At 45.4% G+C, this 25313-nt stretch carries 23 protein-coding genes; 19 read left to right on the forward strand and 4 right to left on the reverse strand.

What is annotated here, in order from left to right; all coding sequences use genetic code 11:
• The first annotated feature begins 357 nt into the window (after positions 1-357).
• From A5868_RS17705 to A5868_RS17725, 5 genes are all read left to right on the forward strand, one after another.
• On the forward strand, positions 358-2607 hold the full coding sequence (locus A5868_RS17705; protein ID WP_086306297.1) for a glucosaminidase domain-containing protein: 2250 nt from the start codon (positions 358-360) through the stop codon (positions 2605-2607).
• Positions 2608-2623: 16 nt separating this feature from the next.
• Complete coding sequence (lepB, locus tag A5868_RS17710; protein WP_086306298.1) at positions 2624-3193, forward strand: signal peptidase I; 570 nt, start codon at positions 2624-2626, stop codon at positions 3191-3193.
• Between the two features lie 15 nt (positions 3194-3208).
• On the forward strand, positions 3209-3949 hold the full coding sequence (locus tag A5868_RS17715) for a hypothetical protein (protein WP_044926337.1): 741 nt from the start codon (positions 3209-3211) through the stop codon (positions 3947-3949).
• Between the two features lie 18 nt (positions 3950-3967).
• Positions 3968-5080 carry a hypothetical protein gene (locus A5868_RS17720; RefSeq protein ID WP_086306299.1) on the forward strand — a complete coding sequence of 371 codons (1113 nt, stop codon included), beginning with the start codon at positions 3968-3970 and terminating at the stop codon, positions 5078-5080.
• 149 nt (positions 5081-5229) lie between these two features.
• Positions 5230-5550, forward strand: a complete 321-nt coding sequence (locus A5868_RS17725) for a DsrE/DsrF/TusD sulfur relay family protein (protein ID WP_086306300.1) — start codon at positions 5230-5232, stop codon at positions 5548-5550.
• A gap of 42 nt (positions 5551-5592) precedes the next feature.
• Here the strand turns inward: A5868_RS17725 and A5868_RS17730 are convergent, their stop codons facing one another.
• Both A5868_RS17730 and A5868_RS17735 read right to left on the reverse strand, forming a co-directional pair.
• Positions 5593-6003, reverse strand: a complete 411-nt coding sequence (locus A5868_RS17730; protein WP_086306301.1) for a hypothetical protein — start codon at positions 6001-6003, stop codon at positions 5593-5595.
• Positions 5988-6440 carry a LytTR family DNA-binding domain-containing protein gene (locus A5868_RS17735; RefSeq protein WP_086306302.1) on the reverse strand — a complete coding sequence of 151 codons (453 nt, stop codon included), beginning with the start codon at positions 6438-6440 and terminating at the stop codon, positions 5988-5990. Before A5868_RS17735 ends, A5868_RS17730 begins: the two co-directional genes overlap by 16 nt.
• A 225-nt stretch (positions 6441-6665) precedes the next feature.
• On the opposite strand from A5868_RS17735, the gene A5868_RS17740 reads away from it, so the two are divergent.
• The 4 genes from A5868_RS17740 (at position 6666) to A5868_RS17755 (ending at position 10933) form a co-directional block, all read left to right on the forward strand.
• Positions 6666-7196 carry a helix-turn-helix domain-containing protein gene (locus tag A5868_RS17740; protein ID WP_086306303.1) on the forward strand — a complete coding sequence of 177 codons (531 nt, stop codon included), beginning with the start codon at positions 6666-6668 and terminating at the stop codon, positions 7194-7196.
• A 152-nt stretch (positions 7197-7348) separates the two neighbouring features.
• A complete protein-coding gene (locus A5868_RS17745) occupies positions 7349-7780 on the forward strand; it encodes an effector binding domain-containing protein (RefSeq protein ID WP_086306304.1) in 432 nt (143 codons plus the stop codon).
• Positions 7781-8111: 331 nt separating this feature from the next.
• Entirely contained in the window at positions 8112-9398 is a 1287-nt protein-coding gene (locus tag A5868_RS17750) for an L-lactate MFS transporter (RefSeq protein ID WP_086306305.1), read from the forward strand.
• 155 nt (positions 9399-9553) lie between these two features.
• On the forward strand, positions 9554-10933 hold the full coding sequence (locus tag A5868_RS17755) for an MATE family efflux transporter (RefSeq protein ID WP_086306306.1): 1380 nt from the start codon (positions 9554-9556) through the stop codon (positions 10931-10933).
• 131 nt (positions 10934-11064) lie between these two features.
• On the opposite strand, the gene A5868_RS17760 is transcribed toward A5868_RS17755, so the two are convergent.
• Positions 11065-12485, reverse strand: a protein-coding gene (locus A5868_RS17760; RefSeq protein ID WP_441316144.1) for an IS3 family transposase whose coding sequence is annotated in 2 segments (ribosomal slippage) — positions 11065-12008 and positions 12008-12485 — 1422 coding nt in all. Because the reading frame shifts where the segments join, the coding sequence is not laid out codon by codon here.
• A gap of 224 nt (positions 12486-12709) precedes the next feature.
• On the opposite strand from A5868_RS17760, the gene A5868_RS17765 reads away from it, so the two are divergent.
• A complete protein-coding gene (locus A5868_RS17765; RefSeq protein WP_086306307.1) occupies positions 12710-14296 on the forward strand; it encodes a bifunctional aspartate transaminase/aspartate 4-decarboxylase in 1587 nt (528 codons plus the stop codon).
• 12 nt (positions 14297-14308) lie between these two features.
• On the forward strand, positions 14309-15976 hold the full coding sequence (gene aspT / locus A5868_RS17770; RefSeq protein ID WP_086306308.1) for an aspartate-alanine antiporter: 1668 nt from the start codon (positions 14309-14311) through the stop codon (positions 15974-15976).
• Positions 15977-16047: 71 nt separating this feature from the next.
• Here the strand turns inward: aspT and A5868_RS17775 are convergent, their stop codons facing one another.
• Positions 16048-17967: a BglG family transcription antiterminator gene (locus A5868_RS17775; RefSeq protein ID WP_086306309.1), complete on the reverse strand. Its 1920-nt coding sequence runs from the start codon at positions 17965-17967 to the stop codon at positions 16048-16050.
• A gap of 180 nt (positions 17968-18147) precedes the next feature.
• Here A5868_RS17775 and A5868_RS17780 point away from each other — a divergent pair, with 180 nt between their 5' ends.
• The 8 genes from A5868_RS17780 to A5868_RS17815 all read left to right on the forward strand — a co-directional run bounded on the left by A5868_RS17780 (position 18148) and on the right by A5868_RS17815 (position 25312).
• Complete coding sequence (locus tag A5868_RS17780; RefSeq protein ID WP_086306310.1) at positions 18148-18462, forward strand: PTS sugar transporter subunit IIB; 315 nt, start codon at positions 18148-18150, stop codon at positions 18460-18462.
• Positions 18463-18534: 72 nt separating this feature from the next.
• Positions 18535-19803: a PTS sugar transporter subunit IIC gene (locus A5868_RS17785; protein WP_176281408.1), complete on the forward strand. Its 1269-nt coding sequence runs from the start codon at positions 18535-18537 to the stop codon at positions 19801-19803.
• An 18-nt stretch (positions 19804-19821) separates the two neighbouring features.
• Entirely contained in the window at positions 19822-20178 is a 357-nt protein-coding gene (locus tag A5868_RS17790) for a PTS lactose/cellobiose transporter subunit IIA (RefSeq protein ID WP_086306311.1), read from the forward strand.
• Positions 20179-20979, forward strand: a complete 801-nt coding sequence (locus A5868_RS17795; protein WP_086306312.1) for a histidine phosphatase family protein — start codon at positions 20179-20181, stop codon at positions 20977-20979.
• 75 nt (positions 20980-21054) lie between these two features.
• Positions 21055-22485: a glycoside hydrolase family 1 protein gene (locus A5868_RS17800; RefSeq protein WP_086306313.1), complete on the forward strand. Its 1431-nt coding sequence runs from the start codon at positions 21055-21057 to the stop codon at positions 22483-22485.
• Positions 22485-23084 (forward strand): hypothetical protein, encoded by a 600-nt coding sequence (locus tag A5868_RS17805; protein ID WP_086306314.1) that lies wholly within the window; start codon positions 22485-22487, stop codon positions 23082-23084. Before A5868_RS17800 ends, A5868_RS17805 begins: the two co-directional genes overlap by 1 nt.
• 105 nt (positions 23085-23189) lie before the next feature.
• Complete coding sequence (locus A5868_RS17810; protein ID WP_176281409.1) at positions 23190-23531, forward strand: hypothetical protein; 342 nt, start codon at positions 23190-23192, stop codon at positions 23529-23531.
• Between the two features lie 260 nt (positions 23532-23791).
• Positions 23792-25312, forward strand: coding sequence for a zinc ABC transporter substrate-binding protein AdcA (locus tag A5868_RS17815; protein WP_086306315.1), 1521 nt, complete (start codon positions 23792-23794; stop codon positions 25310-25312).
• The last annotated feature ends 1 nt before the right edge of the window (position 25313 follow it).

Here is a 25313-nt window from a genome sequence, read left to right on the forward strand (position 1 = left end):
ACCTACATAAGAAATCCGTTCATTGTAATTTTAATAGTGACAGCATGCTGAAGGGTGAGGGGGACTCGATCAGTGACTCTGTTCTTTCGCATTCTCCTTGATAGATGGGAAGATGCCGCAAGTCAGAGAACTAAGAGGACGTTCAGGTGAAGCTTACACTGTTAGGAATGAACGGTGGGGAATGATCAGCACTCATTGAAGGACTTTTAAGTGATGGATGGGATGCATCATTATCGAAGAAGGAATCAAGGATGCGGATCGGTGTCAGCATCCTTGATTTTTTTCAGTTCACTGATCGTCTTCAACAGCTAGAGAGAGGCTTTAGGGATTCAAGAAGGAAAGAAGGGGAAGTTATTCATGAAAAAGATTGTTATGGTCATTTGCGGGGCAGCAGTAGTTTGTTGGGGAGTTGCCAGCCTGCGCAGCGGAGCATTGAAAGCAGACGAACTGCTTCAAGAATCTGCCATTGTTGAAACGACTGTGCCAGAAAGTTCGGTCGCTGCACCTGTGGAAGCGCCAGCGCCAGCCGTTCCAGCACCGGAGCCGCCATCAGAAGCGCCGGCACCAGAACCTGCGCCAGCGCCGGAAAATCCTGCACCAGAGCCCCCCGCAGCGGAGTCTGCTGCGGTGCCAGAAGTGCCGGTCGAGCAGCCGGCGGAAGAGACGGTGCCGCCGAAGGAACCTGCGGGGGAGGCAACACTGGAAAGCAGCACGGTCGAACAACCATCAAGTGAAAGTACGAGTAAAGAGAGTTCCAGTGGTGGCAGCTCGGCAAGCGAGAGCAGTACCAGCACTACGACCAGCCAACCTCAAACATCGACTACGACCAGCACAACGCCGCCGACAGAACAACCCTCGACGTCAAGTGCCGGTACGGGGACGCCGAGTACGAGCAGCAGCACGATCGGCGGTTGGTCAAGCGGTACGGGAACGACCCCGTCTTCTACGACGCCAAGCGCTAGTCAGGAAGACCCGCAACCTAGTCCGCCAACACCTAGTGATGTACCGCCGCAGCAGGTGCCAGCACCGCCTGCACCAAGCGAGCCAAATGTTCAGACGAGCCCGGCGATCACTCAAGAGACACCTGACGCATTCTCGGAGACCAGCACTTTGCAGCTGCCGAGTGATCTGAAAACGTCGGAAGTGGCACAGTCAGATCTGAAGGGCTATGAATTGCCGCTGCTTTCGAGTATTGAGAATAAAGCGCAAGCAGCCTTGATCTACGACGGGATCAAAAAGCTAGGGAAAGAGCAGCCCGCAGAATTCACTGCTGAACAACTGGCGGCTACTCTCTACCAAGACCTTTTCGCGATCGAGATCGCAGGAACACCTGTGAAGATGAAGGATGAGATCAGCGCCGGCAGTCTGCTCTATCAAAAGAAAAAAGACCAGCTAAAAGTGGTGGGTGTGTCTATCGGCAAAGAGTATTACTTGACTGTCGAAGATGTCGACGTGGACGCCTCTGCCGAACCAACGGAAACAGCGAACTCGAACGCAGAGAATAAGGAAAAAGAAAAGAAAACCGATAAAAAAGAAAAACAGCGGCAGGTCGTTCTTCAGCCGATGTCAATGGAAGACGAGCTATTCGTTCAGCCTTTGCCAGACGTGACGCTGACAGAATATGGTCAGACGATCTTGAAGGAGTATCCGGCGTCCCACAATTTCACTGAAAATGAAGGGGCGAAGACCTTTATTTCAAAGGTCGCAGAAGACGCTCGCAAGCTGGGACAGGAATACGATGTTTTTGCGTCCGTGATGATCGCGCAAGCCTTGTTAGAGAGCGGTTCGGGGACCAGCGGACTGTCCTTGCCGCCGAATCACAATCTCTTTGGGATCAAAGGAACCTACCAAGGACAAGCTGTTTCGATGGCAACGCAAGAAGACCGCGGAAATGGCGCGCTCTATTCAATCAATTCGGCGTTCCGAAAATACCCGAATTATGCAGCCTCATTAGGGGATTATGTGCAGTTGCTGCGGGGCGGGATCTCTGGAAATGACGGCTATTACCAAAAGACCTGGCGCTCTACGGCAAAGAATTATTTGCGGTCGACCCAAGCCTTGACGGGCACCTACGCTACCGATACTTCTTATAATAGAAAGCTGAATTCGATCATTGCTGTGTACCATTTGACGCAATATGACCGTCCGAAGGTGGATCAATCCTCCGGCGTCTTCATTAAAGGAAAAGCAGAAATCCCAGCAGAATACCGTTCTCTGATGCGTTACCCAGATTATAATGGCGTAAATTACAACACGTCGGGCTCTTATCCAGTCGGCCAATGTACTTGGTATGCCTTTAATCGGGTGAAGCAGCTAGGCAAGAGCGTGGATGATTTCATGGGCAACGGCGGAGAATGGGGAGCGAAAGGAAAGGCTCTGGGGTATGAAGTCAGCCGCGAACCGAAAGCCGGCTGGTTGATCTCCTTTACACCAGGCACCGCAGGCTCAGATCCCCGGTACGGACACGTAGCGTTTGTTGAAGCAGTCAAGCCGGAGGGGATCTTGATCTCGGAAGGCAATGTTTATGGGGGAACAGTCATTTCTTATCGCGTCATTGATGCGAATTTAGCGAAATCAGATTTAGTTACGTATATCAAAGCAAAATAAAGGGGTGCCATCACTCGTGGCAAATACGCACTATGGACACGCAGAAGATTCGCCAAATGACAGGAGAAACAAGCTTTTGACGGTGGTGTTCCTAGTTCTCCTGTCTGTAACGCTGCTGCTTGTAGTGAGAGGACAAGTGCAAAAGCATTACAGCGTCCACACGATCTCAGGAACGTCCATGACACCGACATTGACTGAAAAGGATCAGGTTCTCGTAAAAAAGAAGACGCTGATCCAGCGCTACGACATCGTTGCATTTTCTGTCCGAAAGGAAGAGGGCATGTTTGTCAAACGCGTGATCGGGCTGCCTGGCGACAAGATCTTTATACGAAATGAACGAATGATGTTGGACCTGGGAGAGCAGGGAGATTTTGAAACGACCTACACGTATCAGCTTTCACCAACGGTGGCGGAGGAATTTCAAACACTCAACACTATTCCAGAAGAGGCCTATTTTGTGATCGGTGATCATGTGGATGTTTCTAAAGACAGTCGGACTTTTGGATTTGTCCATCGAAAAGCCATCGAAGGGACCGTCCAATTTCGCTTTCCAGCGATCCATCTTGCTCGTCCGAATAACGAATAGAAAAGGGGAAAACACGTGATGATCATTAATTGGATCTGCATTGGACTTATCATTCTAGCACTCCTCGTGTGGGGATTTCGAATGATTATCAATGTCCGGCTGCAGATGATCAAACCGCCAAGAGATGCTTCGGTGACATTTCAGCGAAAGCTGGATTACGTCAAGCAGATCCAGCAAGCCAAACACGTATCGTCGCTGCTGTTCATTACCTTCTGTTTAGCACTGGGGATACTTTTGACCACCTATAAGACCTCCCAAACACAGGAGCAGCTCTACGCATTAAACGAGCAGAACAGTCTGTTGAAGGATGAGTTACAATTGATGAAAAAGGAACAAAAAAAATTGGTCAATAAACTACCGGTCAAAGAGTACCCGCCAGAGGGCATCGGCTTACAAGACTATTCTTGGAAGGAATTGTTCTCCGAAGAAAGTCGCGAGACGCAATACACGATGGAAAGCGACCTTTCGAATAAACTCAGTCCTTACTTTGGTTTACCGACGACACTGATCGTCTTAGATATACCGACTCAAACGTTGAACATTGCTTTGGCTGGCGATTTGACCAGCGAAGCCAATCGGAAACAGATCAAAGAAAATATCAAGGCCTTTGCTGCTGAAGCAGAGGGGGTATCGAATCTGACACAAATCACGTTCCAACTGAATGTAAGGGATGGGGAGAAACAAACGCAAGATTATAGCTGCACTTTCTCTCGTGAGAATGGAGAAGATAAATTTGCGATGATCCAAGAAGACTAATGGAAAGAAGGGAAAAAGATGGTAGCACAGCAAAAAAAGAACGGATGGTTTTTCAATAAAAACATTATCGATGAGATTAATTCCGTTCCTGAAGAGAAAGTGGAAACTGACACACCGACCCATGTCCAGCCGCAGGCCCAAGCGCACTCACAAGCAAAACCTGCGCCGACATTAAAAATGGTCTCTGACAACACCGTTCCTGAGTCGCCGGAAAGGCAAGCAGAAGAGATCAAAGAATTGAAGCGATTGATTTTTGAAAAAGAACAGGTGCTGCAAAAGTACAAAAAAGAGTCGGCGGCACAAACACAGCAGCTGACAAAAGAAAATGAAAACTACCGGCAATCTGTTTTACGAATGGGCGAGGAAAAAGCCCAAAATCGGCGGCAGATCCAAGACCTGGAAGCCGAAGTCCAACGTGCACGGCAAGAAGTCCAGCGTCTGAAAGAGACACAGGAATTAGACAATTTGAAGCAGCAATTAGAGCAAGTGCAGGAAGAAAACGAGAAATTAAGAAATTCTGTTGCCCATCTGGCGACCGTCGAACAGGAACTGCAAGAGATCCATGAAGAGCATCAGGCCTTGATTGCTCAGCAAAAAGACGAAGAAGTCCAACGTCTGGAAAAAATCCATCAGCTAGAAGCGCAGATCAACGAATTGTTAGTTGAGATCAATGAAAAGGATGAACAATATTCTCAACTGGACAAAGTAATCGTCGAAAAGGATCAAGCGATCGATCAAATGTCGGAAGAACAGGCAGCCAATGAGCGCTATGAAAAGGAATTAGCAGAGCTGCGGGAAAAAATGGCTGGATTAGCTGCGGAAAATGCGGAGCTGAAGCAAGAGGCGACTTCGACCCAACAAGAAATCGGGGAGGTCTTGATCACCGCTCGGAAACAAGCCAATCGGATGGTTGAAAAATCAAAGATGGAAGCGTATCGGATCATTGAAGAAGCCAAAAATGAATTGGCGACGATCAATGAGCAAGCCAAAGAAATCTCTGAAGAAGTCAATGAATCTCGTCAATCGGTTCTTTCTATGTATGAAGAGTTACAAACTCGAGTAAATATCCTTGCGCAAGGAAAAATGCAAGAAGATGTAACAAATAATAAGTTGATCAATTTTGAAAAATAATTTTGTGACGCCTCAAGACATCCTCCTAAATCGGCGGGTGTCTTTTTTTTTAGCGAGGAGACGACGCGCCTTTGCGGTGATTGTCTTTGATTTATGAAACCGCTATACTTTAAGAGAGAAACCAGCAAGCAGACGAAGGAGGGAATAAAATGAACGTAGCGATCATTTTGGAGACAAAGGAACATGAGAAAGCGTGGAACGCGTTTCGGTTTGGAGTAGCCGCCTTAAACAAGAGGCATCACGTGAAATTTTTCTTGATGGGGGAAGCGGTAGAAGTCGAAAGTATCGAGGATGAGGCGTACGATGTGCCTGCGCAAATGAAGAAGCTGACGGAGCAAGGGGGCGAATTGCTGGCCTGCGGGACGTGTTTAAACTCTCGGCAGTTAGAAGAACAAACGTCTTGTCCGATCTCAACAATGGTCGATTGTGTCGAAATGGTGGAATGGGCAGACAAAGTCGTCACGTTTTAAAGAGCAAGAAATCCCCAGCTTGGGTTCAAGCCGGGGATTTTTTTAATGATGCAAGCGATTCAATGTCATGGCCATTTTTTTATTCTCGTACTTGGAATAAAAATAGAACATCAGGATGTGTAAAACCAACGTCAACAGCAATACTGCAAAGAAGAAGGGGCGAACCAGCTCAAACATTTGAGGGGAATATAAATACACACAAGCAAACCCGCACAACGTATTGATCACTGTGCATATCAGGATCGTAAGAGGTGCTTTCAAGGTCGCGTAGCTCCACAAATAAGGATACAGTATGCCGAATACCGAGCCGATGATTAGGCTGATGGCGATCAGATGCCAGAAGTAGCTAAAGGCGACCTGAGAAAAAAGATCGGTGAACGAGCAAAGCAGTGTGACCCAAACCAATGATCCGAAAGCAGCTTGAAAGAAATTATTTTTTAATTGTTTGTACATGAGAGTCTCTCCTTAATTTTTTTGGCATAGTGGCGGCTGACGACATACACGGCATTTGTTTTCGTGTGGACCTCTAAGCGCGCGTGCTCGCCTAGTTGAAACGCTTGAACCGTCGTTAAGTTTAAAATCTGCGAATTATTGATACGGTAAAAATTCAGACTTTCGAGCCCGCTCAATTCCTTGAGCCGTTTTTGTAAAAGATACGTGCGCTGATCACACAACGTTACCTGTACAAGGTGTCCCATCGTTTCAAAGGCAACGACTTGACTCATGGGCAGTTTGACGGAACGATTGTTTTTTGGATCGATGGCGATGAGCGCCCTTTCCTGCTGGAGTTGTTTTTCAAGTTGAAGCAATTGTTGTTTGTTTTCTGGATGTGCAAAGATATCTATTTCGTTTATGGCTTTTTCTTTTACCCAAGTAAAGTGGATGTTCACTCATTCTCCTCCTTTTGTTTTCTGTATGTCTCTCTTTCATGAACCTAGCATAGCAAGGTTTTTGCGGAGAAAGAATCTTTTTTTCGTTTGTTGCAAGAAAACAACCATTTGTTGCAAAAAAGCAGGATGTCAAACATCCCTTGCGGAAAAAAGCAGCGATGAAAGCGACGCGCTCTAGTATACTTGAAGTGAGGATTCTATCATCAAGTTAGGAGGAGATGCAGCATGATTGCCGAAATTTTACGAAGAGAAAGAAAACAAAAAGGCATCACGCAACAGGAAGCGGCAGAAATTTTTAATGTGACACGTCAAACCATTTCAAATTGGGAAAATGAAAGAAATTATCCAGACATTCCGACACTGGTGGCAATCAGCGAGTATTATGAAATCTCTTTGGACTATTTGATGAAAGGGGACAACAGGTATATGGCGAAGATGAAGAAAGAGGCTAGGTTGATGCAGTCGATTCGGATGGGCTTATTTTCAGTGATTGCTGGCGGAATCCTGTTTTTGCTTTCGATGGTCACGTTGGTCGCCGCATTCAATGGCGGAAAAATCGCCTATATTCTTCCAGAGCAACTGTGGATCACCGTCGCTGCGATTTGGGTCGGTGTCATCCATTTCAAAAATTTGAAGGAGGACATGACTGCTTCGATTGGGATGGTCGTTAGTATTTTCTTGATAGGGACATTCGTCACAGCATTCTTTTGTTTGGTGCTTTTGATCCTTGCATTGATGGGCGTCATTTATTTTTAATGGAGGAAATAGGAACAGATGTCAGTAAGCGTTTTTATTGCATTGGGGAAATAAGGGGCATATATTTAGCCTGTAATGGATGACTCTCTGGTTTTCTTTGAGAAACGAAGGGTTGCTGGTCAATTATATGAAAAGAAAGAAGGCGCTTAGTGATGTTGAAGCTAGTTGAAAGAGACGATCTGACGATTCACGGGTGGATCACAACGCTGCACTCGATGGATTCACCGGATGAATTGATAGAAATGAGCAAACAGAAGATGCGGGCAAAAGAGGAATACGCGTCGAAAATCGAAGGGGACCTGTACGCAGTGAATGCTGTGATCAATGGGGACCAATGCTATTTGATCGGAAATAGTGATACTGAAAAGACGCGTCCTTCAGAATTCGAGCTGCCGGCTGGGAGCTATGCCGGTTTTGACTTGACCTACACCGATCAAGGAGAGCTGGATCGACTGATTGGTCATAGTTACGCGGAAGTCATGCAAAGTGACGCGTATCAAGTCGCCGGAAACTTTAATCTGGAAGAATATTCAGGTGTGGGGAAAGTCTCCTTTTACGTCCCTGTCCAAAAGAAAGAAAAATAAAGCATCGCTGAAGAAAATTGATAAAGGAAGACTGCCAAGCCACGACGGTTTGGCAGTTTTTTATGGAAAAAAAGTAAAAGAAAACTGTGGTAATTTAAAAAATAAGAGAAAAATACATAAAATGAGCGGGTTCGATTTTTTTTTTTAATAAGAAGGAATGTATTCGGATTATATTAATTTTTTTATTGAATTTAACAAAATGGGAGCGTATACTCGTGATTATTGAGTGTTTGAAAAAACTATTTTTTTGATGAAAAAGACAGAACAAAAGTTATTTGTTTTATCACAGGCACTCACACATACAAATGGATTGAAATCAGGAGGGAAAAGAATGCGCAGGGAAAAAAATAGATGGCTGATCGCTTTATCCGGTGTGGCGATTCATCTGTCTATCGGTTCGGCATACGCATGGAGTGTATTCAAAGAGCCAATCAAAGAGCTGACTGGTTGGGACAAATCATCGATCTCTTTTGCATTTAGTTTAGCTATTTTCTGTTTAGGAATATCCGCGGCATTTATGGGGAAATTTGTGGAAAAATTTGGCCCTAAGAAAACAGGCACAGTGGCATCGATTTTGTTCGGATTGGGCATCGTATCAACAGGATTTGCCATTTCCAGCCACTCGCTGCCGATGCTGTATCTGACCTATGGGATCATTGGGGGGATTGGATTAGGGGCCGGGTATGTGACACCTGTGTCCACGATGATCCGCTGGTTCCCGGATAGAAAAGGGCTGGCCGCGGGACTGGCGATCATGGGCTTTGGATTTGCCTCCATGATCACAGGACCGATCGCTCAGCAGCTCATGGTGCATGTCGGCGTTGCTAAAACCTTCTATATCTTAGGCGTTGCGTATTTCTTAGTGATGTTCACGGCTTCTCGCTATTTAGAAAAGCCTGCGGCGGATTGGGCGCCAAAGGGCTTTGAGGCACCGAATCCTACAAAAGAAGTAACGATCCAATATAAAGGCATTCAACTGACCGCCAATCAAGCGATTCGGACCAAGACTTTTTGGCTCTTGTGGTTCATGCTCTTTTTGAATATCACGTGCGGGATCTCTTTGGTTTCCGAAGCGTCTCCGATGGCGCAGGAAATCACCGGGATGTCTGCCGGCATGGCAGCAACGATGGTGGGCGTAATGGGCGTCTTCAATGGCTGCGGGCGATTGTTCTGGGCGTTGATCTCCGATGTTCTCGGGCGGAAAAATGTGTTTACGATTCTCTTCATCATTGATATTGCGGTATTACTAAGCCTTTCTGTCGTGCGTTCGCCGTTTCTTTTCGCAGCGTTGATCTGTCTATTGATGACCTGCTACGGGGCGGGATTTTCGATCGTTCCGGCGTATATCGGCGATGTTTTCGGTTCTAGGGAGGTCGGTGCGATCCATGGCTATATCCTGACTGCTTGGGCAGCGGCGGGGATGTTTGGTCCGATCTTTTTGGGCAAAGTCACGGAAATGTTCCACTCCTATACCGCGGTTTTACGGATCTTCGCGGTGCTTGCGCTGGTGGGCTTTGCGGCGTCGATGCTGATTCGTTCGTCAATCAAAAAGCTGGCAAATTCGGACGATCACGGCACACCGAAAGGATCAAATTACGACAAGACGAAACATGCTTAAAAAATCGTTCCAGCGGTCAGAGCCGACAGGTTTTGACCGCTTTTTGAACAAGAAAAATCTATCAAGATCGGACACTGGCTTGGGCGGCTGGGAGAAATTTTGACGTATCTTTAATTTGAAACAGTGAGTTATAAAAGGGAAAAGGGGGATAAAAAATGGAGGGAACGAATCCATTAGGGGTTGAAAAAGTTTCGCGGTTGTTATGGCGGTTCTCCATTCCGGCGATCACTGGGATGGTCGTGAATGCGTTGTACAATGTCGTGGACCGTATTTACATTGGAAATGCGCCGGGTTTAGGAGCGAACGGGTTAGCGGGGATCACGATCGGCTTTCCCATCATGATCATTTTGTTGTCGATCGGAATATTGTTCGGTGTTGGCGGTGCGACGTTGTTTTCCATGAAATTGGGCGCCGGGGAAACAGAAGAGGCGGAGCTTGCGTTAGGGAATGCCTTTTCCCTGCTGCTGATCAGCGGGGTTCTTTTCATGGTTCTTGGACAGGTGTTTCTGTCCCCGCTGCTGGCCGCATTCGGTGCCAGTCCGCAAGTTTTGCCTTATGCCATCGGGTATATGCGCATCATCTTTTGGGGCGCCGTGTTCCAAATCGTCAGTATTGGCTTAAACAACTTTTTGCGGGCAGACGGGCAACCGAAGCTGGCGATGGTGACGATGTTTATGGGGGCGGGGGTCAACATCATCCTCGATCCAGTCTTTATTTATGTCTTTGATATGGGCATGGCAGGCGCGGCGTTGGCGACGATCCTGTCGCAGTTCATTTCAATGGTCTGGATATTGACCTATTTTTTCAGCAAGCGAAGCCATCATCCCATTCGCCTGAAAAATATGGTGCTCAAGTGGGGGACCGCGATTCGGATCACGGCATTGGGACTGCCTAATTTTCTGCTGCAATTGGGAAACAGCGTGCTGAACGTCGTGTTGAATATGACGTTGCTGAGCTATGGCGGGGATATTGCTGTATCGGGCATGGGCATCGTCAATAGCCTCCAGACGATCTTACTGATGCCGATCACAGGACTGGTCCAAGGAGCTCAACCGATCGTCAGCTTCAATTTCGGGGCTAAAAAATTCAATCGCGTTCGAGAAACGCAAAAATATGCGATCCTGATTGCCACTACGATCGTTGGTATCGGGTGGCTGGCAACGAGGATCATCCCGGAGCCGCTCGTTCGGCTGTTCAACAGCGAACCAGAATTGTTGGCCTTTGGCACACAAGCATTGCAGACGTGGTTCCTAGGGTTGCCGATCATTGGCTTCCAAATCGTAGCGTCAAATTTCTTCCAAGCGACTGGGCGCACAAGGTCAGCTATTTTTCTAACGCTGACGCGTCAAATCATCCTGTTGATCCCAGCCATCCTGCTTTTTTCCCAAACATGGGGGATGGCTGGCCTGCTCCACGCGGCACCCTTTTCAGATGCCGCTGCCGGATTATTGACAGCCGTTTTTTACATTGGCGGCATCAAACGGCTGACGAAGGAAGAAGCCGAGGGGGATCGGTTGGATTATGAAATCGAATAAAGCGAGGGATACAAGACTTGGGGATAAAAAATCTCCAAGTCTTTTTTTGTGAAGAATGAAGTGACCCCAAAAAGTTAGACTTATTTCGGAGTAGATTTCTCTACTCCGTTTTTTGTTTGTTAAGCTGGCAATTATGCCGCTTTCTGTGCAGCTTTTCGAAATTGAACAGGGCTTTTCCAGTTCAATTTCTGTTTCATCCGGTGATTGTTGTAGTAATAGATATAGTCATCGATCGCCTTTTTTAGTTCATCAAAACTGTGATAGGTTTCTCCATGAAAGATTTCTTGTTTCAGAAGACTGAAGAAGTTCTCCATGATTGAATTATCTAAACAATTTCCTTTGCGAGACATACTTTGAAAGATTTTCTGTTTCTTTAGTTCTTGACGATAGTCCTTCATTTGATAAGCCCAACCTTGATCCGAATGGAAGGTGCGGCGATAGGGGCAATCAGCCGTGATCGCGATGGCTTCTTCTAAACCTTCCATAATTGCCAAGGCATTCGGCTTTTCTGAAATGCGGTACGAAAGAATCTCGCTATTATATATGTCCATGAACGGGTCTAGGTATAACTTTCTTTGTCGGATCACGCCTTTGGTATCTATTTCAAAATACTTGAATTCTGTTGTATCGGTCGTAATTTTTTGATGACAAATGCTCGTGTAAAAATGACGACGAATTCGGTGTTTCGCCACTTTGCCGACCTTTCCTCGGTAAGAGCTGTAGCGACGTGATTTCCGTGTGTAGGAACGGACTTCGATCCCTAGTTTTCGAATCAAACGTTGAACTTTCTTTTTATTGACATGAAAGCCTCGATCTTTTAGTTCGTTGGTCATTCGTAAACAGCCATAATCTTTGTGTTCTTTACGAATACGAAGCATTTCGGCTTCGATTCTTTGATTGGGATTTTCTCTGTCAAATCGTTTTTGCCAGTACATAAACGTCGCTTTAGGAAAGTTCAACGTCTCAAGAAGCTCAACTAATTTGAATGATCCTCGGAGGCTGTTGATGATTCGTGCGATTGATTCGTTCGTCTTTGTTGGGCTTCCTGTTTTCGCAGCTTCCTCAGCTCTTTTAAAAAGGCATTTTCAATCTGAAGGGAACGCACTTGTTTTTCTAATTCTTTAATACGGTCTTGTTCTTCCGGTGTTGACTCAATTGAACGTTTCTTTTTCTGTTCTTTTTTCTCAGCCAAGGCGGATGGACATCCTTTCGTTTTTGTGAGTCCATCGATACCATCATCCCGAAATTTTCTCATCCAATTGGCAATGAGAGACGGATTATTCATTTTAAGTACATTGGCAATTTCACGATAAGACAGCTCACTAGTTTGATATAACTCTATCGCATCCAACTTAAATTGAACAGAATAATTCGCATTTTTACGTTTTCTGAGAAGACCTTCTTCGCCAAATTCCCGGTAGGAGTTCACCCAATCTAGTATTTGTCTCCTATCCTTAACCGAATGTATCTTTGCTAAATAGCTATAACCACCTTTCCCATCTAAGTATTCTTGAACTACTTTCAATTTGAATTCAAAACTATATTTAGCCATAAAAATACCGACCTCCAAGAGTTAGATTTTGGTCTAACTTTTGGGGGTCGGCTCAGAAAGGTCAAAAATAAGGTGTTTTTTTTGTTTATTGGAAACGGTTTTGATTTTCGAATAATGAAGATTTTGTGGAGCAAAGGCTTACATAGAGTCGCTTTATTTCCTAACAAAATAGGGAAGTGCTAGTCTGATAAAGGAAAGAGTAATCACAGTAGGAGGAGATCCGCATGGTAACAAAAAAAGAAGAACAACAATTAGAAACACTTGGCGCATTTGAAATAAGCAATGACATGTTGAAACTGGCGCAGCACAATGAAAAGAACAATATCTTTTTGAACGCCGGCAGAGGCAATCCTAACTGGATCAACACAAAGGCTCGTTTGGCTTTTGCACGGATCATTGAATTTGGTGCACAGGAATCAAGACGGACGATGGATCAGGGAGATTTGGCTGGCTACACGACTTTGGAAGGAATCCGTGAACGCTTAGAGACGTTTTTAGATTCGGAATCCAGCGAGATCGACCGCTTTTTGTTAGACGCAGTTGACTATGCCCACGATCAGCTTGGTGCAGACAAAGATGAATTCGTGAAAGAATTGGTCGATGGTGCGATAGGAAATAATTACCCAGTGCCTAGCCGAATATTGAAAAATAGCGAGCGTGTGATCAACGCGTATTTGGAATCTGCTTTGTATCGCGGTGAAAAATTAGCTGATCAAACGGAGCTGTTCCCTACAGAAGGCGGGACCGCAGCGATCGTGTATATTTTTAATTCATTAAAGGAAAACAAGCTTATCAAGAAAGGTGATAAGATCGCGATCAACACACCGATCTTCACGCCATATCTGCAAATCCCTGAACTAAACGACTATGACATGGTCGAAGTTGATTTGCGTTCGACGGAAGAAAATAATTGGGAAATCCAAGCTTCCGAAATCGATAAATTAAACGACAAAGATATCAAAGCCTTCTTTATCGTGAACCCTTCAAATCCAGGTGCGATGGCTTTTGACGATGCTGCTTTAGCTGAAATCAAAAAGGTCGTCGAGGCACGCCCCGATTTTATGATCATTACTGACGATGTGTATGGGACTTTCGTGACGGACTTCAAAACAGTGTACAGTGTCGTTCCCCACAATACCTTGCTTGTCTACTCGTATTCAAAATTGTTTGGTGCGACCGGCTGGCGACTAGGCGTGATCGCAGCGAATAAAGACAATGTCTTTGATCGATTGATCGGCAAATTGGACGAAAAAGACAAGGAAGAATTGAATACCCGCTACGCCATCAATGTCATCGATCCAGAAAAGATGTCCTTCATCGACCGAATGGTGGCAGACAGCCGCTCCGTGGGACTTTACCATACATCCGGCTTGTCGACACCGCAGCAAATCATGGAAGTATTGTTTTCATTGACCCATTTGCTGAATCGGGAAAAGGATGCCTACATTGATGCGTCAAAAGCCATCGTTGATCGACGCTACGATGCCTTGTATAAAGGCTTGAAAATCGAAAAAAACGCAAGCAAAGAAAACAGTAAATATTATAGCCTGATTGATATTTATGGCCTTGCTGAAGAATTGTACGGTTCAGCATTCAAGGATTATTTAGTCGATAATTTTGAACAGGTAGATTTCCTCTATAATCTGTCAGAGAAAAATGGCGTGGTTCTGATGGATGGCGTTGGTTTCGGGACGCAACCGGGAGAACTGCGTGTATCAGAAGCCAATCTGCCAGATGAGGACTATGAGATCTTGGCAAAACAAATTCTTGAATTGCTTGGTGAATACCATGCGCAATTTTTACAACACTAAGGAGGAACAATGATGTGGAAAGAGATCAGCACGTTTTTATTGGCTAATCCAATCATTAGTCTCTTTCTCGCCCTTGCAGGGGGCTATTATATCGGAAAGTTAAAAATCAAATCCTTCAGTCTGGGATCGACCGTCGGCGTGCTGTTAGTGGCACTGCTGATCGGCCAAGTCGGAGCGTTCACGATCGCGCCGATACTAAAAAGTATTTTCTTTGATCTATTCATTTTTGTTGTCGGTTATGAAGTTGGCCCCGCGTTTGTCCAAAGTCTGAAAAAATCAGGGATCAAGCTCGTGATCCAATCTCTCTTTTTCTCGGTGGTCGCTTTTGGGATCGCGATGGTCATTTTCAAAATAGCGGACATCGATGCTGGTGAAGCTGGCGGGATCATTGCCGGAGCACTTACACAGTCAGCCACGATCGGAACGGCGACTTCTGCGATCAACGGGCTGGCGATATCGGCTGCGGCAAAATCTGCGATGACTTCGAATGTAGCCATTGCCTATGCAGTGACTTATGTTTTCGGAACGATGGGTGTAGTGATCTTTTTGAAGAATATTGCCCCCGCGATCTTACGAGTCAATTTAAAAGATGAAACGAAAAAAATGATGGAGTCGTTAAATCTGGATACTTCTGACAGCAGTTCGCCCTTATTAAGCACACTTGCGACCCGCTCCTTTGAGATCCTCCAACTGCCTCAAGAAAACATGACAGTGGCGGCCTTTGAAAAGAAGTTCCATGACAAGATCGTCCTTCAACAGCTATTCAGCCAACGGAAACCCGTGGACTTTGATGCTCAGACCTTATTGAAAAAAGGACAGGTAGTCACCGTTCTAGGAGACAGCGAGGATCTATGGAAGCTCATCAAAGAGGGCGTCAACTACAAAGAGGTCTTCGACGATGCGTATCGTAAGATTCCATTGCTGACTGTGGAAGTCATGCTGACGAACGAATACAGCTATTCTGCACTGTCTCGTTTGACGGATCACAGTATCGTGATCGCTGAAGCTATGCATGAGGGAACTAAGGTGACAGAGTTGTCCACGTTGAAGCCAGGAGACAGGGTCACGCTTGCCGGTCCTGCCCGTTCGATCAAGAAGGTCTTGCCTACACTCGGCTATCCTGTGGAAAATGGCGCAGAAACAGATGTCAGCTTTCTATCGATCGGACTGATCGTCGGTCTTCTGATCGGGTTATTGGTACTGACCGTCAAAGGGGTGCCATTAACGCTGGGAGCTGGCGGAGGCGCCTTGTTCAGCGGCTTGTTTTTTGGGTGGTACCAAAACAAAAAGGCATATTTGGGGAATATTCCCAGTGCTACTCGCTGGTTCTTAAAAAGTGTCGGCCTAAACCTGTTTATAGCTGCCGTCGGGTTAGAAGCAGGCAGTCAATTTATCAAGGCATTAGGCGCTATGGGAATCCAAGTATTGCTGATCGGTGCGGTGATCTCGATTTTGCCGCATTTGCTCACGCTGCTGTTCGGCAAGTATGTATTGAAGCTGAACGCAGTCGACAACATTGGCTCCTTAGCCGGCGTTGGGACGATCAACGCGGCGTTAAATGCCATCAGTGAGGAAACACAAAGCAGTGTCTTTTCATTGAGTTTCACCCCAGCCTATGCGATCGGGAACATTACACTCACCGTAATGGGTCCTTTAGTCGTAGCGTTGCTGGCACATTAACGAAAAAAATAGACTTCACGAATTCGCTCCATCAGTCATTGATCGAGCGGGTTCATGAAGTCTTTTTTTGTTTAATATTTCCGTTTGATCTTCGCATAAATAAACGAGCGAAAGGCAGAAAAATTTTTGATCCGTTTGATTTCTTGGTAGCCGTCAGCCGTCTCGAAAAGAGAGATCAAGGCCTCGTAAATGTCCGTGAACCTCCGACGATCCACATCGTTGATCGCAGCCAATAGGATGATGTGGACCTTTTGATTTCCCCAAGCGATCCCTTTTTCAGAAATGGCGATGCTAATGACGGTTCGATGGGCATCCATATAGACAGAATGGGGGATCGCGATCGCTTCAAAGGCTGTTGAAGACGCGTGCTCTCTTTCTAATACATGGGTCGTGAACACGGCGGGGATCACGCCTTCTTTTTCTAATACATGGCACATCTCAGTGATCGCCTCATCTGAATTATCCGCCTTCAGGTCACTGGTAAAAAAGATTTCGTTGAAGTAATCGTCAAAGTTTTGGCGCAGGATGCTCTTCTTTCGATCCAGTCGAATGTTTCCCAGCTCATTAAGCAGCATTACGCGCTGTTCTTCTGTAAAGATCGGAGAAACATTAATCACGAGAAAGTCCTGTGAATCAGAAACAGGCAACGTAGTGATCAACAGTTCAAAATCCAATTCTGCCACCTCAGAAAATTTGGAGACGACGGTTTGGATGTTCAGCTCATTGCCGAAGTGTTGATGCAGCTTTTCATAAAGCTGTTCATCTAGATTCATGTATTTTGGACATAAAAGAACCGTCCGTATCTTTGAAAGGTTGCGCTTTTGCCCCTCCAGTTCAGAACCGATATGCAAGGCGATATAGGCGGTCTCGTCTTCGCTGATGGAAATATCAAACAAGGCGCTTAACCGTAACGACAGGTAGACCGAGACATCGTAGACCATCGGAAAGCTCTTTTTCAACGACTCAAGCATGGGATTTTTCAAAGAAGTCTCCTGCTTGGCACGAGAGAACAGCCCACTGATATGCAGCGAGAAGGGAACAAGAAAATTCTCGCTCATGAGATTGATCCCAAAGGTTTGCCGGACATCCTCCAACACCTCATCCACTGCCTGAGAAATATCGCTTCCTATGATCTGCTCCAGCTCCTTCAAATTATTCGAAGGAATATAGTTGGCGTTGGCTTGAAAGATCATGTGAATCTCTTCTTTTTCCAAACTATTCAAAGACAACTCAAACGCCTCTTCGATCATGGCGATCATTTGTGTGACTAGCTGCGCTTTGTCTTCCCGCAGCCAGGAGCTGAACCAATTTCGAGTGACTAAAGATTTATCGTTCCGCACAGAATCTAGCAGAATCAATAAGTGCAGCATCAAATTGACAAAGGAAAAGTCATTCAAATGATAATTAGATTCGTGCATGATGCTGTGAATAATAGTGGATAATTTTTCGATGTCCGCCTTATCGAAGGTGGCTTCTAAAATTTGCTTGTCGATAAATTTATGGGGCACTTCTTCAAAGATGATATAAGAGATCAGCCGGCGTTTTTTCTTTTCCTCCCCCACGATCTGGATCTCATCTTGCTTGAGTACGAACTTCACGTGGTATTTCTCATATGCCTTATTCATTCGGGCAAGATCTGATTTTATTGTGGAATAGCTCACGAATAATTCATCGGAGAGGTCAAAAATGTTTAGCTGTTGATGCTCCATCAAGATTTGTTTGATGATAAAGAAAGACCGTTCCTTGAAGGTTTGAGGTAAATCGTTTTCATTTTGCGGCGTGGCTAATAGCTTCGCGGCTTCCTCCGGGACGATCGTGTAGCCTAGATTGGAGGAATGGATCACGGGCACAGAGCCCAATCTATTTAATTGATAGATATAATTTTTCACCGTTCGGATAGAAACGCCCATTTTTTCAGCCAAAATTCTGGAAGAGACAGGAGTATCTTGCTGCAGCAGCAATCTCAGCAGGTAGTCTTGTTTTTCCTTCATTTCCTCATCCCCTCATAAATGCTTTTTATTATTATATCGTGAAACACTAGAAGATAAAATAGAGAGTTGCACGGTCAGCGTGCAAGAGTCTGGTTGAGGGAAATGTGAAAAATCGGAATAATGAGGGTGTAAAGAGAACAGCACGTACAGAAAAAAATAGATTCTTAGGAGGATTTTATTATGGAAACGATCAATAATTTACTTTGCTGCGGTGCCGGTATGTCTAGTGGTTTCTTAGCTCAAAAAACACGAAAGGCTGCAAAGAAGCGCAAGATCTCAGGGTCTATCGATGCAAGAAGTGAAAGTGAAGTGGCTTCTTATCTAGATGCGATCGATATTTTACTTTTAGGCCCGCATTACGCGTCATTCAAAGAAGAAATGTCTGAGCAGGCAGCGCCCTATAATGTGGTGGTGGACGTCATTCCTCAAGATATTTACGGCATGTTAGATGGCGAAGGGCTGTTGGATTTTGCTCTTAGCAAACTGGAGAAGTAATGAAAAGATCGCCGTCTTCTCGTAGCTGTTTCGTTAGAGAAGAGACGGTATAAAAAATAGGAGGAACAAAAAATGAAAAAATTTATGGATTGGCTGGCCAATTCGTTTGCGCCAAAAGCAAAAAATCTGACGCAGCGCCCGTCCGTTGCTGGATTATCGAGTGCGATGCAAAAATTGATTCCCTTCATTATGACGGGATCGATCGTCTTCTTTTACAATGTTTTTCGCTCGTACATTCCGCAGCTGCCAGATTTAGGCAATATTTCAAATTATTCATTCGGCATGATTGGGTTGATTGCCGCGTTCATGGTAGCGAATCAGTATATGGAGAAATTCAAACATGCGAATTACTCAATTACCGCAGGGATCGTCTCAGTCTGTGTTTTGATGATGACCTTGCAGCCAGTCGGAGCCGAAGAAGGCGTCTATGACATGGGACGTGTCGGACCCACAGGGATTTTGATTGGGGTAATCGTCGGCGCAGTCGTAAGCGTGATCTTCCATTATTTCAGCAAGCTTCACTTATTGCGAAATTCAGAATTGCCGGATTTCGTTGTTGAATGGATCAACAACATCATCCCAATTTTCTTAAGCTTGGCGTTATGGTCCACGCTGATCTTCGCCTTGAAGATCGATGTTTTCGAAGTCATCATCAATCTGTTTGAGCCGATCCAAAGCTTCGGGCAATCATTGCCAGGACTGATCCTGCTTGTATTGATCCCAGCCTTTTTCTACTCGATGGGGATCTCAACATGGTTATGGTCAGCCATCCAAAACCCGATCTTTATCGCCGGGATCGCGGCCAACGCCCTCGCTCTGAAAAGCGGAGATACCGGCATGAATATCGTCACGAATGAGACCGTTTATAGTTTGGGCTTGATCATGATGGGCGGGACAGGAGCAACCTTGTCGCTGAATCTGCTGATGTGCTTCTCAAAAGCGAAGAAATTAAAAACATTGGGACGCATCTGTATCGGTCCTTCGTTATTCAACATCAACGAACCCGTCGTCTTCAGTACTCCCGTAGTGATGAACCCGATCTTGATGATGCCTATGTGGATCAACTCGATTACAGGAAGCATCGTTGTTTGGTTCGCGATGCGAGGCGGCTTGCTGAATATTCCCCAAGAGCTGATGCAAGTGGCGCAGATCCCAGCACCGATCTCCAGTGTGATGATCCTGCAAGATTTCCGCGCGATCCTCTGGTATGTCCTATTGTTCGCGATGTACCTGTTGACGTGGTACCCATTCTTCAAAGTGTATGAAAGAGAAGTGCTGGCTGAAGAAGTCAAAGAAGAGCAAGTAGGTGCGGAATTAACGGCACCTGTAGAAGCTGTATAAAAGGATGAGGTGAAAAAAATGATGGAAGAAACAGAAGTACTCGAAGAAGAAAATGAACTGATCTCGGTAGCCATGCAAATCATTTTACACGCAGGCAACGGCCGAACAAAGGCGCAAGAAGCCATTAAATACGCAAAAGAACAAGATTTCGGGGCGGCTCATGACGCGCTGAAGGAAGCAAAGGACAATATCGTGTTGGCCCATCGCTCTCAAACTGCGATCATCCAAAATGAAGCAGCAGGAAAAAGCTATCAGCCTAGCTTGCTTTTCACCCATGCGCAAGATCATTTGATGACGATCACCAGCGAAGTCAATATGACCAGAGATTTAGTCGATCTGTTTGAAGTAGTGATGAAAAAGCAGGAGACCGTTTAAATGAAGAAGAAATTAGTAGGGCTATTATTCCTGATGAGCATTCTGCTGGTCGCTGCCGGAACAGTGACCAGCGGAGTAAGTGAAGCAGCAGCCAAAGAAGCCAAGCAACCCAAGGAAACGACAATTTATTTAGTCAGACATGGAAAAACGTGGTTCAATACGCAGAATCAAGTCCAAGGATTTTGCGACAGCTTGCTGACGGAAGAAGGGGAAGCACAGGCAAAATTAGTCGGTGAAGGGTTGAAAGAAGTCAAATTCCGCGCGGCGTATTCCGGTGATTTAGGTCGCCAAAGAAAAACAGCCCAGTTGATTTTAGAGCAGAACAACAAGAAAACACCGCAAATCATTGAGAACAAAGGCTTTAGAGAGAAGAATTTTGGCGGCTTTGAAGGTCAGTCCAATGATGACATGAATCTCGCTGTTGCCAAGTCGTTGAATCTGGATTATCCCGAAGGCAGCGATGAGCTGTGGGATTTCTTAAAGGAGCAACTGACGGAAGAAGAGCTGGCAAATAAAGTAGCGGAGGTCGATCCAACGAAGACGGCTGAAACTTACGATCAAATGAAGCAGCGTGTAGAAAAAGCAATGCCGCAAGCATTGAAAAAAGTGACCAAAAAAGGCGGAAATGTTTTGATCGTTTCATCCGGCGGTATCATTCCGATCTTACTGGAAAGCATCGCCCCTGGAAGCTATCAAGGAGAAAAAATCGCCAATTGCAGTGTCACTACGTTGACCTATAATGATGGGAAATACACGATCGATACGATCGGTGATACTAGCTTTGTTGACCAAAAAGAATAACCTATGGAAAACCTGAAGCAGTCCGGTAAATGACTCATCCTTCAGTTTTAAATAAAAAGATGAGGAGCGAAAACGATGAACAACGAATTTCCAAAAGACTTCCTGTGGGGAGCAGCAACCAGCGCGTACCAAGTAGAGGGCGCAGCACAAGAGGATGGGAAAGGACTATCCCAACAAGATATCATCAACAGCGAACGCCACGAAAAATTCGGCTTTGCCGATGCGAGTGTCGCCAGCGACCATTACCATAAATACAAAGAAGACATCGCTTTGTTCAAAGAAATGGGCTTCACCAGCTACCGCTTTTCGATCGCGTGGTCACGAGTGTTCCCAAATGGGGATGATGTAGTCAATGAAGCGGGCATCCAATTTTACCGCGATCTGATCAAGGAATTGAAAGACAATGGTATCGAACCGATCCCAACCTTGTATCATTATGATTTGCCATGGCCTTTAGTTGAAAAATATGGCGGCTGGCTGTCTCGTGAAGTGGTGAAGGATTTTGAAGTCTTTGCGAAATACGTGATCAATGAATTCAAAGACGACATCAAATATTGGATCACCATCAACGAGCAAAGCATCATCGTGCAATACTGGACACAAAAATGCTATGTATTGCCAGAATATCAAGATAACAATCAACTACGGTATCAAATCAATCACCACATGAATTTGGCGCAAGCAGTCGCGGTGAAAGCTGCGCATGAGGTGGGCGCAAAAGCAGGTCCTGCCTTAGGCTATGCTCCTGTGTATGCCCGCACCTGCAAACCAGAAGATCAGTTAGCGGCTTTGAACGCGAATGACCTACGTAATGCGTATTACTTGGATGTGTATTTCCGCGGCTACTACAATGTCGCAGCGTTGACTTACTTGAAGCAAGCAGGGTTGGCACCAGAAATGGAAGAAGGGGATGAAGCCTTCTTCGCGGAAAACTTATCGGACTTTTTTGCCATCAATTATTACGACAGTCAGTGTGCTCATGCGTGTCCTGAAGGGGAAGAGCGCCGTTGGTCCGGCTACAATTTATCGGGTAAAAAAGGCGATATGTCTGGTTTTGAAACACATCCTGGATTTTATCAAATGTGTTCAAATCCAGAGCTGCGCACAACAGACTGGGATTGGGCGATCGATCCGATCGGTTTAGAGTATGTTTACCGAGATCTCTACACTCGTTACCGCGTACCATTTATGATCACTGAAAATGGCTTAGGTGCTTACGATGAGTTGACGCCTGACGGCAAAGTTCATGACGATTATCGCATCGAGTATTTACGGGAACACATCCAAGCGACGAAACGTGCGATGGATCTAGGCGTAGAAGTAGTCGGCTATATGCCGTGGTCAGCGATCGATCTGCTGTCCACCAGCAATGGCTACAAGAAGCGTTATGGATTGATCTATGTGGATCGTACAGACGACGATGTAAAAGAATGCAAACGAATCAGAAAAGATTCTTTCTATTGGTACAAAGAAGTGATCGCGTCTAACGGCACGAAGATGGATTGATGAAGATGCTTTTACGAAATCTGATTTCTATTCTGGGTTCTTCTTTAGTAGGCGTGGGCGTTGGGCTTTGCGTTGCTACAGGCCTCGGTGCGGATGCACTGGGTGTCCTGTGGGAAGGACTGGCCAAGCATCTGCCGATCACCGTCGGACAAGCGTCTTTGTTAGTCACTTGTACGTGCCTGCTGCTGGTACTGGTGATCGATAGAAACGAGTTAGGCGCAGCAACCTTGTTCAATCCTATTACGACCAGTATTTTTACCGACTGGATGATTCGCCAATGGACGATCGAGGGTCCTGTGATCGTGAAATTCCTGCTGGTTGTCCTTGGGATCTCATTCATCGGCATCGGGTCTGGGATCGCCGCCGCAACCAATGCAGGCAAAGAAGGCTACATTGCGCTAAGTTTTGCCTTGAGTCATCGTCTTTCAGTCGATCTGGCAAAAGTGCGAATGAGCTTGGATCTGATCTGCTTTATCGCTGGCATGGTCCTCGGTGGAAAATTTATGATCGGACCATTCGTGGGTGTCCTATTGATCGGGCCTCTATTGAAGCGAACAAGCAGCTATTGTGGAGAAAAAATGTCACCATTGTTAGGGTAAGAAAAAGGATTCAGACGGAAACGTTTGAATCCTTTTTTTGATGGGTATGATTATTTATAAAATTCAGGTATTCTTTATTTATGAAGTACGAGTAGGAGGGAGAAGATGATCGTTATAGGAATCATAGAGCGTCTAGAGGTTGATTGGGTACCGTTCCTTTTTGCGGCAGCAGGAGTGCTGACGATTGTTGTTAGTCTGCAAGGCTATACAGGTGGTCTTGGTTATCGAGGGATTGCATTTTTGATCTATGGCAAACGAATCTGGCAGTTTTCCAATCGACTCTTCGGTATTCTCTTTGTCGTTCTCGGGATCCTCCTGTATCTCAGCTTCCAGTTTTTTGCTATATCGGCGGATCAGAAGGTGCTTGCGGCGACAATTGCTTGTTTGGTCTGTGCAGCACTCTGCGACGTGACTACAGTGATTTTGAAAAGACATAGAAGCGATTGAGATCCAGTGATCTCAATCGCTTTTTTTGTAATAAAAATAAATAGTCACAGATCCAGAATACGAATAAGACGAGGAACCTCATATGAATGAGGATACAAATGAATAGAATTTCATGTTATTTTATCTTGACGTACCTTCTAGTAGATGGTAAAGTATTTCTGCTTAAATAGTAATCGTTACGGTTTGTCTGGTGCAAATAGTAATCGACAGACCCTGTGGACCGACGAGTGCTCAGAGCAGAAATCAACTGGAGGTTTGAAATGAAAAAGAAAATAGGTATTCTCATCATCGGCTTATTGGCACTTTTTGGTTTAGGTGCCTGCAAGGATAATCAAGCATCAAGCAATAGCAAGGGAGACAAACTGCATATCGTAGCGACCTTCTATCCCATGTATGATTTTACGAAACATATTGTCGGCGATGCCGGCGACGTGAGTCTATTGATGCCGGCAGGATCAGAGCCGCATGATTATGAGCCTTCTGCAAAAGATATGGCAAAGATCTCGGAAGCAGATGCTTTTGTCTATCACAACGAAAACATGGAGGGCTGGGTTCCCAGCGCGATCAAATCTTGGAAAAAGGGCGCACCCAATGTTATTGAAGGAACAAAAGGAATGGTCTTGCTGCCAGGCGGCGAGGAAGAACACGACCACAGTCATGAAGAGGGACACCACCATGAACTCGATCCCCATACTTGGGTGTCTCCTCATCGAGCGATCAAGGAAGTGACTTCGATCAAGGACCAATTGATCACATTATACCCAGATAAAAAAGCGACATTTGAAAAAAATGCGCAAAACTATTTGACGAAGCTAGAGGCTTTGGATAAAGAATTTTCAGCAGAATTGAAGAACGCCAAACAAAAGGATTTCGTCACACAGCATACCGCCTTCAACTATCTTGCGGTGGATTATGGCCTGAATCAAGTGGGCATCTCAGGATTGAATCCCGATCAGGAGCCAGATCCTTCGAGAATCGCGGAGCTGAAGCACTATGTCGAGGACAATGGCATCAAGTACATTTACTTCGAAAACAACAATCAAGGAAAAGCTGCGAAGACATTGGCGGATGAAACCAACGTGACACTTGCCGTGCTGAATCCATTAGAAAGCTTGACGCAAAAGCAAATGGACGCCGGAGAGGATTATATCTCTGTCATGAAAGAAAACTTGTCTGCCTTGAAGAAAACAACGAATACACCCGGAAAAGAAGTAACGCCTGAAACAGCTGCAAAACAGGAACAGACTGTCTATAATGGCTACTTCAAAGATGCGCAGGTCAAAGACCGTCCATTGTCCGATTACGCCGGTGATTGGCAATCTGTTTATCCATTGTTGGAAAAGGGAACATTGGATCAAGTATTCGATTATAAAGCGAAGCTGAAAAAAGATAAAACACCGGAGGAATATAAAGACTATTATGAAACAGGCTACAAAACCGATGTAAATGAAATCAAAATCACAGACAATCAGATTGATTTTCTCGTGGATGGTAAACACCACAAGTATACCTATGAATACGCCGGTCACGAAGTGTTGACTTACGAAAAAGGCAATCGCGGTGTTCGCTTTACCTTTGAGACAAAAGACCCAGACGCAGGGGACTATCGGTATGTTCAATTCAGCGATCACGGGATCGCGCCGGCAAAAGCCGCCCACTTCCATATTTATGTTGGGGGAAGCAGTCAAAAGGAATTGCTGAAGGAGCTGGACCACTGGCCTACGTATTATCCGAAAACGATGAGTGGTCCGGAGATTGCCCAAGAAATGATGGCGCATTAAT

The sequence above is a fragment of the Enterococcus sp. 12F9_DIV0723 genome (genome assembly GCF_002174375.1).
Classification (GTDB): domain Bacteria; phylum Bacillota; class Bacilli; order Lactobacillales; family Enterococcaceae; genus Enterococcus_A; species Enterococcus_A gilvus.